Genomic DNA, 12,594 nt, shown 5'->3' with positions numbered 1-12,594 from the left:
CGGACGTTGGCGTCCGCGCTCACCGTCGCGGGAGCAGGTGCGCGGCGGTCTCGAGGAACGGCCGGCCCACCCGCTCGGCGCCGAACGACGTGACGTAGAGCCCGGTGGAGACGCGCTCGAGGAACGCCCAGGCCCGGACCCGGTCGCGGTCGGTGCCGGTGCGCTCGGCGACCAGGTCGCACCAACCGTCGAGACGCGTGCGCGCGTCGGGACCGGTCAGGTGCGAGCACCAGTCGCGCAGCACCACACCCGCGTCGTACGCCGGGTCTCCGCGGAAGCCGTCGGGGTCCACGAAGACGTACCCGGTCGGGGCACCCTCGCGTGGTGCCGTCACCGGCAGCGCGTTGCCCGGGTGGGCGTCGCCGTGGAGGACCACGGTGGTGGCCGGATCGTGCCCGGCCAGCGCGTCGGCGTTGTCCAGCGCGGCGCGGAGCACCCGGCGGTCAGTGGGCCGGCCGAGGCGCTCGTCGAGGTCGACCACCAGGGCGCGGAGGGTCACGGCCTTGTCCTCCCCCGGCGGGACGGCGTCCAGCGGCAGCCGCCACGCCTCCCGCAGGGTGTCGGCCAGCAGGGCGATCACCCGTTCGGGCGGAGCGCCGGACTGCGCGAGGCCGGGGCCCAGCGACTCGATCAGCACCGCGTCGTGCTCGGGGGCATGGCCGTGCAGGAGCGCGTAGCCCCGTCCCTCGGCCGCCCCCAGCACCCGCGCCTCGGCGACCAGGTCGTGGCCGGGCACCCCGACCTTGACCACGCGCTCCTGCCCGTCACGGGTCGTCGCGCAACAGACGTACGACGCGCTCCCGCCGGGCAGCGGGCGGCCCATCGCCACCTGCCAGCGCTTCTCGAGCGCGGCGAGGACCCCGGGCAGGTCGCGGTGCCAGGCCGCTCCCTCCTCACCCTGACCGGCCAGCTTGGCTTGGGTGAGCGGCTGCAGCCGAGGAACGGTCACCGGGTGTCCCGGTCGGCGCCCGTGGCGAGGTCCCCGCACTCGACGAGGGTGACCTCGTGCGCCGCCAGGTAGGGCTTCGCCCCGACGTCGCCGTGCAGCGCCGCGACGAGGGGCGCGAGGTGGTCGGCGCCGAGGAGGACCGGGTGCCCCGCCTCCCCGTCGTACGCCGACCGCGCGAGGACCGCACGCCCGGTCCCGGCCTCCAGCACCCGCGCCACGACCGGTGCGCCGACGTCGGGCAGGTCGACGAGCGAGACGAGCACCGCGTCGGTGTCGCCCACGGCGAGGAGCCCCGCGCGCAGGCTGGCGCCCATCCCCTCGTCCCAGTCGTCGGCGACGACCGCCTCCACCGGCAGGTCCGCAAGCAGGGTGAACGCCTCCTCGGCCCCGGCTCCCAGCACCACGAGGACCGGGGCGCAGCCGCCGTCGAGCAGGGCCCGGGCCGAGCGCTGCAACCACGAGGTGCCGTCGGCGTCGTGCACCAGGGCCTTGGGGGTGCCCATCCGGCGGCCCGCGCCGGCGGCGAGCAGCAGTCCGACCGTCATGGCGCCACCGTAGACCGGCGGCCACCGGCCGTGGATGTGGCTTTGGTGTCACCTGGTGACACCGAAGCCACACGATGCGGCACGATGAGCAGCTGCGAGCCGACCCGGGGGTGAGGGCAGCCACATGCTCCGGGTCGCGGACGAGGGGATGACGACGGATGACTGTCGAGGCGGACCTGGCTGGGCTGGTGGCGAACACCGTCAACGCAGACAGTTGCCCCTTCGTGCTCACCGAGGCGACGCACCCACACGATCTCGACGCGCTCGCCGCCCTGGGGAGGGCGATCGAGGCGACCCACACCAGGGCGGCCCTGGTCGATCCCGGGTTGGCTGTGGCGGCAGCCGAACAACCGCACGTGAGCCCGAACGGGCCGGCATCCGTGTTCGGCCTCTACGACGAGCTGGAGGACGACAGGATCGCCTGGTGGTTCCGGCAGCTGGCCGACACCCTCGCTGAGTGGGGGTGGTCGGGCGTGCTGCTCCCCCAACGCTGGGGGGACCGACCTGAGGACCGTCCGCACGCTGCGCCCTGGCTCGTCGTCACCATGGCCTTGAGCGGGTGGGCGCACCGTGCGCGCCAGGTGGTCGTCCCGCCCTGGACCGTGGACCCGGGCCTCGTCCCGGACGTGGTCGACCTGGCGATGGCGTGGACCGGTGGCGTCGAGGGTGAACTGTGGTTCACGCGGACCAGCCCCGCGCGCGGCGAGCCGGAGGCCGTGGCCCGGGCACTGCGTGCGAGGTTCGTCGAGCCCGACAGCCGGGGCTTCTCGGAGGTGCACCGCCAGGGCACCGACGCGGAGCGTCGGGTGCGGTTCTCCTCCTACGGCCACGTGACGCTCGAGGAGCGGTCGAGCCTGCCGCTCCCCGACCGCCTGGCCGCGCTGCGGCTGGCGTGGCAACCGTGGGCGGCACGCGTGGACCACGCCCGCTCCACCGGCGACGTCGGAGGCAGCAACCCGTCGTGGACGGTCGAGCTCGGACGTCGGAAGCTGGAGAAGAGCTACTACCCGCACGGCCGGCACCTCGACGACCGCCGGGTGCCCGACGCGTGCGTCGAGCAGGTGCTGACCGGCGCCCACCTGGACGCGGCCCGGGACCTGGGCCGCTGGCAGGTCGAGGAGGTGGCGACCGACCGCTACGTCGTGACGCACCCCGAGCCCTCCCGCTGGTTCCTGCCGGCTCGGGACGGCCGGCCGGGCACGCGTGTCGACCCCGACGTGCTCGACCGCGCCCGTGACGACTTCGGCGCGACGATCCTCGGCCCTCGCGACCTGTGAGTCGCCGGCGCGGCCCGTCAGGCCCGCGTCGCCACCGTCAGCAGGACCGCGGCGTCGGTGTCGGCATGCAGGTCGTGCCGGTGCTGCGGGATGACCAGGTAGTCGCCGGCGGTGCCCTCCCACATCTCGTCGCCCGCGGTGAGGCGGACCGTGCCGGCCAGGACCTGCAGGCTGGCCTCGCCCGGGGCGTCGTGCTCGCCGAGCGAGCGCCCACCGACGAGCACGATGAGGGTCTGGCGCATGTCGTGCTCGTGGCCGCCGTAGACGGTCACGGCGGCGCGTCCGCTGCTGGCGTCGCGGGCCTTGGCGAGCTGCTCCTCGGCCAGGTGGGTCAGGGAGGTGGATTCCATGGGTGTCTCCTCGTCGTGGGGTGTCACCGGCCCGGAAGGGCCGATCGGGGTACGTCGGGCAGAAAGGTCGGGATGTCGTCACGTGCGCGCTCGACGAGCTCCCAGCCGGCGGCACCGAGGGTGACCACCGAGACCGGGAAGATGCCGAGGTTCTCCCGCTCGACGTGACGCTCGAGCTCCAGCAGCAGGGTGAGGACGTCGCGGTCGAAGTCGGGGTCGAGGACGTCGAGGCCGGCGATGGCGGAGTCGAGGCCCCGGTGCTCGCCCTCGAGCTGGGCCACCTCGTCGGCCCAGTCGCCCTGGTCACGCAGCGCCGTGAAGATGCCCTGCTCCTCCCGGCGGACGTGCGGGTCGAGGTGCGAGGCCAGGTGCCGCAGCCGCTCGACGACCTCGGCGCGGTCGCCGGTGCGCAGGGCCGTGCGCACCTCGTGGGCGTCCACGAGGATGACGTCGTGCTCCTCCATGAGCTCGGCGATCGGGGGGACGCCGCGGCAGCCGCAGTACTCACACACGTCAGCCCACCCGGTCCCACCCGCGCCGCGACGGCGTGCTGCCGGGCTGGCCCGGCCGGGAGTCACGGGACCGGTAGACGATGTAGGGCCGGGTCAGGTAGCCGATCGGGGCACTGAACACGTGCACCAACCGGGTGAACGGCCAGAGCGCGAAGAGCCCGAACGCGACCAGGGCGTGCAGCTGGAACCCGATCGGCGCGTCGGCCATCAGCTCGGCGTCGGGCTGGAAGGCGAGGAACGAGCGGTACCAGACCGAGACACCCTCGCGGTAGTTGTACTCCCCGCCCAGGCTGAAGATCGAGCCCGCGATCGTGTTCCACATGCCCAGCACGATGGCCGCGCCGAGGAAGGCGTACATGACCTTGTCCATCACGGTGGTGGCCGAGAACACGGGGCCGACGGTGCGTCGCCGGTAGATCAGGATCGTCATCCCGACGAGCGCGGCCACCCCCGCAACGAGCCCGCCGCCCACCGCGACGTAGTGGTAGAGGTGGTCGTCGATGCCGATCGCCGCGGTCCACGACCGCGGCACCAGCAGCCCGATCACGTGGCCGCCGACGACGCCGAGCATGCCGAAGTGGAACAGCGGCGAGCCGAGCCGCAGCAGCCGGTCCTCGTAGAGCTGGGAGGACCGGGTGGTCCACCCGAACTTGTCGTAGCGGTAGCGCCAGACGTGACCGACCACGAAGGTCGCCAGGCACAGGTAGGGGACGATGACCCACAGGAAGACGTTCATCTCGGTGCTCCCACGGGGATGGTGGCGGGCGCGATGATCGGCGTGGAGCCGTAGCCCTCCAGGCCGACTTCCTCGGCCGGCGGCCCCTGCTCGACGAGGCGTCGTACGGCGTCGGCCTCGTCCCCCTGGAGGGTCGGCAGGGTGTCGCACAGGGCGACCAGCGCCCCGGCCCACGGGGACCCCGTCGTGCCGTCGTCGTTGCGCCAGCCGGTCAGCGCGAGCCGCAGCATCTCCACTGCCGCCCGGTGGTCCAGGAGCAGCCGCCACGCCGCGTCGGCGTCCACGGTCGCGCCGAACTGCAGCACCGCGCACAGGTGGTCGGGCAGCTCGCCGGTCGACTCGTCCCACTCGACCCCCGCCGCGCGGTAGGCCTCCTTGAAGTGCACCAGCGCCATCCCGCGACGGCGGGTGTCGCCGTACGAGAAGTAGGTGAGGTAGAGCGCGCACTTGCGGGTGTGGTCGAAGGTGGCGACGTACTCCTCCTGCAGCTGGCCGATCTCGGTGTCGCGCAGGTGGGCGATGAGGGGCGCGAGGCGTGCGTGGCCGGGCACCAGCGCCTCGACGGCGTCCAGCGATGCCACGAGCGCGGGCGTCGGGTAGTCGAGCAGCACCGACAGGGCTGCCCAGACCGGGCGTGCGGTGTCGGGCCTGGCATGCGTGCGGGTGAAGGGGAACATCAGTCGTCCTTCCGCGCCGGGAAGAGGCCGTCGGGGGCACCCTTGCCGTCCCAGTTGAGCAGGTTGACCCGCGACGCCTTGTCGCCCGGCGAGGCGAGCGTGTCGGACGTCTGCCGGTCCTGGAGCATCCGGAAGTTCTCCACCGCGACCGGCGTCGGGTAGCCCGACCCCTCGCCGAACAGGTCCTGCTGGCCGCCGCCCTGGTCCGAGACGGGGCAGTCGGTGGCCAGCTCCTCGAGGGCGTGCGCCTGCTCCGCGTGCGCCGACGGGATGACGTAGCGCTCGTCGTACTTGGCGATGGCGAGCAGCCGGAACATCTCGTACATCGTCTCCCCCGACATGCCCACGGACGCGGGGATGGAGTCGTCCGGGTCGCGTCCGAGGTTGATGTCGCGCATGTAGGAACGCATCGCCGCGAGCTTCTTGAGCACCCGGGTCACGGGCTCGGGGTCACCGGCGGTGAACAGGTTGGCGAGGTACTCGACGGGGATGCGCAGCGTGTCGATGGCGGCGAACAGGTTGCCGCGCTCCTCCGCGTCCTCGCCCGTGTCCCGGACGACGTCGACCACCGGCGAGAGCGGCGGGATGTACCAGACCATCGGCATCGTGCGGTACTCCGGGTGCAGCGGCAGAGCGACCTCGAACTTGTTGATCAGCGCCCACACCGGCGACTTCCGGGCGGCCTCGATCCAGTCGGCGGGGATGCCGGCCACCTCGGCCGCACGTCGTACGTCGGGGTCCTCGGGATCGAGGAAGCAGCCGCGCTGGGCGTCGTACAGGGCGTGCTCGTCCTCGATCGACGCGGCCTCGAGCACCTTGTCGGCGTCGTAGAGGACGAGGCCGATGTAGCGCAGCCGGCCCACGCACGTCTCCGCGCACACGGTCGGGATGCCGACCTCGATGCGCGGGTAGCAGAACGTGCACTTCTCGGCCTTGCCGGTCTTGTGGTTGAAGTAGATCTTCTTGTACGGGCAGCCGGACACGCACATGCGCCAGCCGCGGCAGCGGTCCTGGTCGACGAGGACGATGCCGTCCTCCTCGCGCTTGTAGATGGCGCCGGAGGGGCAGGAGGCCGCGCAGGACGGGTTGAGGCAGTGCTCGCAGATCCGGGGCAGGTAGAACATGAAGGTCTGCTCGAACTCCATCTTGACCTTGTCCTCGATGCCCCGGAGCATCACGTCGCGCACGGCGTGCTCCTGCGAGCCGCCGAGGTCGTCGTCCCAGTTGGCCGACCACTCGACGTTCATGTCCTTGCCCGTGAGCAGGCTCTTGGGCCGGGCGACGGGGAACGTGTCGGTCTGCGGTGAGTTGAGCAGCGTCTCGTAGTCGTAGGTCCACGGCTCGTAGTAGTCCTGGATGGACGGGAGCTTGGGGTTGGAGAAGATCGTGAGGAGCTTCTTGAGCCGGCCGCCGGATCGGAGCGCGATCCGGCCGTTGGGCTTGCGCACCCAGCCGCCCTGCCACTCCTCCTGGTCCTCGTAGGTCCGCGGGTAGCCGAGGCCGGGGCGGGTCTCGACGTTGTTGAACCAGACGTACTCGGTGCCGGAGCGGTTGGTCCACGCCTGCTTGCAGGTGACCGAGCAGGTGTGGCACCCGATGCACTTGTCGAGGTTCATGACCATGGCCATCTGCGCCATCACACGCATGTCAGTACTCCACCTTCGCGGTCCGCTTGCGGATCATGGTGACCTCGTCGCGGTTGTTGCCGATCGGGCCGATGTAGTTGAAGAAGTAGGACAGCTGGGCGTAGCCCCCCACGATGTGGTTGGGCTTCATCAGGATCCTCGTGAGGCTGTTGTGGATCCCGCCGCGCTTGCCGTCCCGCTCGGTGAGCGGCACGTCGATGAGCCGGTCCTGGGCGTGGTGCATGTAGACGGTGCCCTCCGGCATCCGGTGGCTGACGATCGCCCGGGCGGCGACCACGCCGTTGCGGTTGACCATCTCGATCCAGTCGTTGTCCTTGATCCCGACCTTGGCCGCGTCCCGGTCGGACATCCACACCGACTGGCCGCCGCGCGAGAGGGACAGCATGAAGAGGTTGTCCTGGTACTCGCTGTGGATCGACCACTTGTTGTGCGGCGTCAGGTAGCGCACGGACACGCCGAGCTCGTTCTGCTCACCGATCGGCGTCTCCCCGAACAACGCGGTCATGTTGAGGGGTGGCCGATACACCGGCAGCATCTCGCCCATCCCGAGGAACCAGTCGTGGTCGACGTAGAACTGCTGGCGGCCGGTGAGGGTGTGGAACGGCTTGTGCCGCTCGATGTTGATGGTGAACGGCGCGTAGCGACGACCGCCCGACTCGGAGCCCGACCACTCCGGTGACGTGATCACCGGGACGGGCGCGACCTGGGTGTCGGCGAAGGTGATCTGCTTGCCCTCGTGCTCGGCGGCGAGGTCGGCCAGCTCGGTGCCGGTGCGCTTCTCCAGGAACCGGAACCCCTGGGTCGCCAGGTGGCCGTTGGACACCCCGGCCAGGTGCAGCATCGCGTCGGCCATCTGCACGTCGGTCTCGACCTTCGGCTGGCCGTCCCCGGCGCCCCCGTGGACGACGCCGTTGCGGGTGCGGAGGATGTCCACCTCGCGCTTCACGTCGTACGCGACGCCCTTGGTCAGCATGCCGACCTTCTCGAGCAGCGGGCCGATGGACGTCATCTTCTCGAAGACCTGGGTGTAGTCGCGCTCGACGACCGCGATGACGGGCATCGTCTTCCCGGGCACCGGGTCGCAGCCGTCCGGGTGGTCGGGACCGAGCTTCCAGTCCTTGACCACGCCGTGCTCGGTCGCCATCGCCTCGGGGGTGTCGTGCCACAGCGGCTTGGCCACCACGTCCTTGCGGGTGCCGAGGTGGGTGACCGCGAGCTCGGAGAACTTCTCGGCGATGACCTTCCACGTGTCCCAGTCCGACTTCGTCTGCCACGGCGGGGCGATCGCGGGGTTGAACGAGTGGATGAAGGGGTGCATGTCGGTGGTCGACAGGTCGTGCTTCTCGTACCAGGTGGCCGCGGGCAGGACGACGTCGCTGAAGATCGTGCTGCTCGTCATCCGGAAGTCGATCGTGGTGAGCAGGTCCAGACGACCCTCGGCAGCCTCGTCGGGCCACGCGACGTCCCGGGGTCGCATCTCGGGCGGCGCCTCCACCGCGGTCGCCGCACTGTCGGTGCCGAGCAGGTGGCGCAGGAAGTACTCGTTGCCCTTGGCGGAGGAGCCCAGCAGGTTGGAGCGCCACAGCGACAGGATGCGCGGGTGGTTGTCCTCCGCCTCGGGGTCCTCCACCGCGAACTTCAGGGTGCCCGCCTTGAGCTCCTGGGCGACGTACGCCGGCGCCTCCATGCCCGCCGCGTCCGCGTCGTCGGCCAGGGCCAGCGAGCTGCGGTCGAACGTCGGGTAGCTCGGGCTCCAGCCCAGGCGCACCGACTGCGCCAGCAGGTCCATCACGGTCCGGCCGGCGAAGATGCCGGTGCCGGCGTCCAGGTCGTCGGCGCTGAAGGTGTCATAGCGGTACTGGCTGGTGTTCACGTACCAGTACGCCGTCTGGTTCATGTGGCGCGGCGGGCGGTGCCAGTCCAGCGCGAAGGCCATGTGCTGGAAGCCCATGATCGGGCGGATCTTCTCCTGGCCGACGTAGTGCGCCCAGCCGCCGCCGTTGCGGCCCTGGCAGCCGGTGATCGTGGTGAGCACCAGCATCGCGCGGTAGATCTGGTCGGAGTGGAACCAGTGGTTGACGCCGGCCCCCATCAGGATCATGCCGCGGCCCTCGGTGTCGATGGCGTTCTGCGCCCACTCGCGGGCCAGGCGCTCGACCTGGGCCGCCGGGACGCCCGTGTGGGTCTCCTGCCAGGCGGGGGTCGCGGGGTCCGTCGGGTCGTCGTAGCCCGTCGGCCACTCCCCCGGGAGGCCGTCGCGGGCGACGCCGTACTGGGCGAGCATCAGGTCCAGGACCGTGGTCACGAGCCGGTCCCCCACCCGCGCGACCGGTACGCCGCGGCGGTGCCGGCGGACCTTGCCGTCGGGGTCGTCGAAGCGGGGCAGCTCCACCTCGACGGACTCGCGGGTCCCGCCCTCGTGGTCGGCGTACATCGTGAGCGCCGGGTCGATGTCGCCCAGCTCGAGGTTCCACCTGCCCAGCCCCTCGTCACCGAAGCGGTGGCCGATGGCGCCCTGCGGGATGCGGACCTCGCCGGTGCGGGCGTCGATGACCGCCGGCTTCCACATGGCGTTCTCGGTGCCGCCCTCGGGGTGCTCGATGTCGCCGGCGACGAGGTACTTGCCGGGACGCCAGACCGGGGTGCCGCCGCCGCCGTCGTCGACCCGTTCCAGGCAGATGAGGTTCGGCAGGTCGGTGTACTGCTTGTTGTAGTCGGTGAAGAACGGCACGTCCTGGTCGACGAAGAACTCCTTGAGCACCACGTGGCCCATCGCCATCGCGAGGGCCCCGTCGGTGCCGGGGGCGGTGGTGACCCACTCGTCGGCGAACTTCACGTTCTCCGCGTAGTCGGGGGCGACGGCGACGACCTTCTGGCCGCGGTAGCGCGCCTCGGTCATCCAGTGCGCGTCCGGGGTGCGGGTCATCGGGACGTTGGAGCCCCACATGATGAGGTAGCCGGCGTCCCACCAGTCCCCCGACTCGGGCACGTCGGTCTGGTCGCCGAACATCTGCGGCGAGGCGTTGGGCAGGTCGGCGTACCAGTCGTAGAAGGACAGCATCGGGGCGCCGATGAGCTCCAGGAAGCGCGACCCGGAGGCGTAGGAGACCGGCGACATCGCGGGGATCGGGGAGAACCCGGCGATCCGGTCCGGGCCCCAGCGCTTGACGGTGTAGACGTGGGCCGCCGCGACGATCTCGGCCACCTCGTCCCACGACGCGCGGACCAGGCCGCCCTTGCCGCGCGCCTTCTTGTACAGCCGGGCCTGCTCCTCGTCCTGGACGATCGAGCCCCACGCGACCACGGGGTCGCCGTACTTCTGCTTCGCGGCACGGAAGAGCTCCAGCAGCACGCCCCGGACGTAGGGGTAGCGCACCCGGGTCGGACTGTAGGTGTACCAGCTGAAGGCCGCACCGCGGGGACAGCCGCGGGGCTCGTACTCGGGCTTGTCGGGGCCCGTGGAGGGGTAGTCGGTCTGCTGCGCCTCCCACGTGATGATCCCGTCCTTGACGTAGACCTTCCACGAGCAGGAGCCGGTGCAGTTGACCCCGTGCGTCGAGCGGACCACCTTGTCGTGGCTCCAGCGGTCGCGGTAGAACGCGTCCCCCTGGCGACCCCCCTTCTTGAAGAGCGCCCGGCCGTCCTCGGACGCGGTCGCCTTGGTGAAGAACGTCCGGCCCCCGATCAGCGCCGACGTGAGGGGGCCTTCGAGCGCTGTCATGCGGTCTCCGATGCGGTGGCGGTACGACGGACGACGGTGAGGGTCAGCAGGAGCGTCAGTGCGGCGGTGGCCGCCAGCAGCCACAGGCCGATGGCGTAGGAGTCGGTCTGGCCGTAGACGTAGCCCATGATGAGCGGCGGGACGAACCCGCCCAGCCCGCCCGCGGCGCCGACCAGCCCGGTGACCCCGCCCACCCGGCTGGGGTCGGTGGCCCGGGCGATGAGGGCGAACGTCGCGCCGCTCCCGGCGCCGAGGGCGCCGGCCATCAGGAGGAAGGCCACGGTCCCGATGCCCTCGAGCGGCGGGGTCCCGGCGGAGATCGCGGCGCAGACCGTGACGAGGCCGAACACGCTGGCGAGGACCGGGATCGGTCCGAACCTGTCGGAGAGCCAGCCGCCGACGGGACGCATGATGACGGCGACGACGACGAAGCCGGCCATCCGGTTCGCGGCGTCGGCCGGCGTCAGCCCGTGGGCGGTCTTCAGGTACGCCGGGAGGTAGACGGAGAAGGCGACGTACCCGCCGAACGCGACGGCGTACAGGATGCAGGCCTGCCACGTGATCGGCAGCTTGGCGTTGGCGACGAGGCGCGACGCGAGCGAGGTGGTGGGCACCACGCGGCCCGGGGCGTCGCGCAGCACCAGCCACGAGGCGACGGCGTACGCCGCCAGGACCGCCGCGGTGATGAGGAACGGCGCCGTCTCGCCCACGTTGGTGTAGAGCTTGACCGTGGTGAGGGCGCTGATCGCGGTGCCGCCCATGCCGGCGCCGAAGACGCCGATGGCCAGGCCCCGGCGCTCGGGCGGGAACCAGGCGTTGACGAACGGCACTCCCACGGCGAACGCGGTGCCGGCGATGCCGAGGAAGAAACCGCCGACGATCAGCAGGGCGTAGGAGTCGAGGGCGACGAAGGCGATGAACAGGACCGGCACGATGGTGATCGCGGAGATGAGCGGGAACATCACGCGACCGCCGTAACGGTCGGTCAGCGCTCCCACCACGATCCTCCCGAGGGAGCCGACCAGCACCGGGACCGCGACCAGGAGCGCCACGTCGGACTCGTTCAGCTCGCCGAGCGAGCCCGTCTCGCGGAACATCGGGCCAAGCGGGCTGATCAGCGCCCACGCCCAGAAGTTGACGGCGAATCCCAGCGTCGCCATGGCCAGCATCAGCGTGGGCGAACCGGCGCGTTCGCCGGTCGCGGAAAGAGCTTCGCCCGTGTGGCGTCGTGCGGATCGTTGACTCATCGAATCTCCCCTCGTGTCCCATGCCTAACGCCTGCGGCGCGGCCTGTCCACCATCGCGGTCGGTGCGGGCGCGTCACAGGGACCTACGTCCCCTCGGCACCGCCGGACGGCCCGGATCAGCCACGTCGTACCAGCAGCAGTCGCCACGCCTCGGGTCCACGCTCCAGGTAGTCCACGTCGAAGGCGCCCTGCTCCCGGTGCTCGAGCTGCGCCAGCAGGGGCAGCGGATCGTGCGGAGCGACCAGGACCAGTCCCGAGCCCGGCCGCACGGCGTCGAGGGCGCCGAAGATCGTCGCGTGCCGGATCGCGTGCGGCACCGCCCTGGCGTCCAGCTCGGGATGCCCCGCGGCGTCGGCCTCGTGGCAGCCGCAGGCGTGGCCGTCGCTGCCGCAGCCACCCTCTGCCTCGTCCCGTACGCCGGTCGCGGCGTCCTCGCCACCCAGCAGCTCGCGCAGGCCACCCAGCAGCTCCGCGACCGACACGTCGGGGCTGGCGACGAGGAGCGGGAGGACCTGGTCGTTCTCCTTGGCGAGGTGCGCCTCGAACAGCTCGCGCAGGGCCCGGGCGAGGCCGGCTGCGGTGACGGCCTCCGTGGTGGCCTCCAGGGCGTCGACCAGGGCGATGATCCGCTGGTGCTCGACCAGCATCGCCTCGACGAGCAGCCGGGCCGGCAGCATCTCGCCGGCGGCCCGGTACATCGTCGACTCCTCGGCCAGGGCGTGCGGCACGAGCTCGTCGCGGCACCACCGGACCAGGTCCAGGCGCACCTCCTCGAGGTCATCGGGCCGATTGGCACGGGCGGTAGCAGCCAGCGACTCGGCCTTCAGCGCGAGGGCACCCGCCATCTGCGCGTGGTGCCGCTCGACCGCCTCGGCGGCTCGCGCGTCGGCCTCGTCGGTGGCGATGGTCAGGTTCTCGGTCATGGTCCCTCTCC

11 protein-coding genes are annotated in these 12,594 nt (G+C 71.5%); 1 reads left to right on the top strand and 10 read right to left on the bottom strand.

Annotated features, from left to right (window positions below):
• Positions 1-19: 19 nt before the first annotated feature.
• On the bottom strand, positions 20-949 hold the full coding sequence (locus DAE25_RS13250) for an aminoglycoside phosphotransferase family protein (protein ID WP_107766645.1): 930 nt from the start codon (positions 947-949) through the stop codon (positions 20-22).
• Complete coding sequence (locus tag DAE25_RS13245; RefSeq protein WP_107766644.1) at positions 946-1,494, bottom strand: nucleotidyltransferase family protein; 549 nt, start codon at positions 1,492-1,494, stop codon at positions 946-948. Before DAE25_RS13245 ends, DAE25_RS13250 begins: the two co-directional genes overlap by 4 nt.
• Positions 1,495-1,652: 158 nt before the next feature.
• Here DAE25_RS13245 and DAE25_RS13240 point away from each other — a divergent pair, with 158 nt between their 5' ends.
• On the top strand, positions 1,653-2,771 hold the full coding sequence (locus DAE25_RS13240; RefSeq protein ID WP_107766643.1) for a hypothetical protein: 1,119 nt from the start codon (positions 1,653-1,655) through the stop codon (positions 2,769-2,771).
• Between the two features lie 17 nt (positions 2,772-2,788).
• Here DAE25_RS13240 and DAE25_RS13235 read toward each other — a convergent pair whose 3' ends face one another.
• From DAE25_RS13235 to DAE25_RS13200, 8 genes are all read right to left on the bottom strand, one after another.
• Positions 2,789-3,121, bottom strand: a complete 333-nt coding sequence (locus DAE25_RS13235; RefSeq protein WP_107766642.1) for a cupin domain-containing protein — start codon at positions 3,119-3,121, stop codon at positions 2,789-2,791.
• Between the two features lie 23 nt (positions 3,122-3,144).
• Positions 3,145-3,633, bottom strand: a complete 489-nt coding sequence (locus DAE25_RS13230) for a hemerythrin domain-containing protein (RefSeq protein WP_107766641.1) — start codon at positions 3,631-3,633, stop codon at positions 3,145-3,147.
• A 1-nt stretch (position 3,634) separates the two neighbouring features.
• Complete coding sequence (gene narI / locus DAE25_RS13225) at positions 3,635-4,369, bottom strand: respiratory nitrate reductase subunit gamma (RefSeq protein WP_107766640.1); 735 nt, start codon at positions 4,367-4,369, stop codon at positions 3,635-3,637.
• Positions 4,366-5,046, bottom strand: a complete 681-nt coding sequence (gene narJ, locus DAE25_RS13220) for a nitrate reductase molybdenum cofactor assembly chaperone (RefSeq protein ID WP_107766639.1) — start codon at positions 5,044-5,046, stop codon at positions 4,366-4,368. Before narJ ends, narI begins: the two co-directional genes overlap by 4 nt.
• Positions 5,046-6,692, bottom strand: a complete 1,647-nt coding sequence (gene narH / locus DAE25_RS13215; protein WP_107766638.1) for a nitrate reductase subunit beta — start codon at positions 6,690-6,692, stop codon at positions 5,046-5,048. Before narH ends, narJ begins: the two co-directional genes overlap by 1 nt.
• A 1-nt stretch (position 6,693) precedes the next feature.
• Positions 6,694-10,413 (bottom strand): nitrate reductase subunit alpha, encoded by a 3,720-nt coding sequence (locus DAE25_RS13210; RefSeq protein ID WP_107766637.1) that lies wholly within the window; start codon positions 10,411-10,413, stop codon positions 6,694-6,696.
• Positions 10,410-11,660 carry an MFS transporter gene (locus tag DAE25_RS13205; protein WP_199907572.1) on the bottom strand — a complete coding sequence of 417 codons (1,251 nt, stop codon included), beginning with the start codon at positions 11,658-11,660 and terminating at the stop codon, positions 10,410-10,412. The genes DAE25_RS13210 and DAE25_RS13205 overlap by 4 nt, the downstream gene beginning before the upstream one ends.
• 116 nt (positions 11,661-11,776) lie before the next feature.
• Positions 11,777-12,583: a DUF2249 domain-containing protein gene (locus DAE25_RS13200; RefSeq protein ID WP_107766635.1), complete on the bottom strand. Its 807-nt coding sequence runs from the start codon at positions 12,581-12,583 to the stop codon at positions 11,777-11,779.
• Positions 12,584-12,594: the final 11 nt, after the last annotated feature.

It is taken from the genome of Nocardioides terrigena (genome assembly GCF_003047265.1).
Lineage (GTDB): Bacteria > Actinomycetota > Actinomycetes > Propionibacteriales > Nocardioidaceae > Nocardioides > Nocardioides terrigena.
This window is presented reverse-complemented; position numbering and strand designations above follow the sequence as displayed.

Coding starts and splice junctions, on each gene's coding strand:
- DAE25_RS13205 (WP_199907572.1), bottom strand. CDS start 11,660: ATGAGTCAACGATCCGCACGACGCCACACGGGCGAAGCTCTTTCCGCG.
- DAE25_RS13235 (WP_107766642.1), bottom strand. CDS start 3,121: ATGGAATCCACCTCCCTGACCCACCTGGCCGAGGAGCAGCTCGCCAAG.
- DAE25_RS13200 (WP_107766635.1), bottom strand. CDS start 12,583: ATGACCGAGAACCTGACCATCGCCACCGACGAGGCCGACGCGCGAGCC.
- narH (WP_107766638.1), bottom strand. CDS start 6,692: ATGCGTGTGATGGCGCAGATGGCCATGGTCATGAACCTCGACAAGTGC.
- DAE25_RS13240 (WP_107766643.1), top strand. CDS start 1,653: ATGACTGTCGAGGCGGACCTGGCTGGGCTGGTGGCGAACACCGTCAAC.
- narI (WP_107766640.1), bottom strand. CDS start 4,369: ATGAACGTCTTCCTGTGGGTCATCGTCCCCTACCTGTGCCTGGCGACC.
- DAE25_RS13245 (WP_107766644.1), bottom strand. CDS start 1,494: ATGACGGTCGGACTGCTGCTCGCCGCCGGCGCGGGCCGCCGGATGGGC.
- narJ (WP_107766639.1), bottom strand. CDS start 5,046: ATGTTCCCCTTCACCCGCACGCATGCCAGGCCCGACACCGCACGCCCG.
- DAE25_RS13210 (WP_107766637.1), bottom strand. CDS start 10,413: ATGACAGCGCTCGAAGGCCCCCTCACGTCGGCGCTGATCGGGGGCCGG.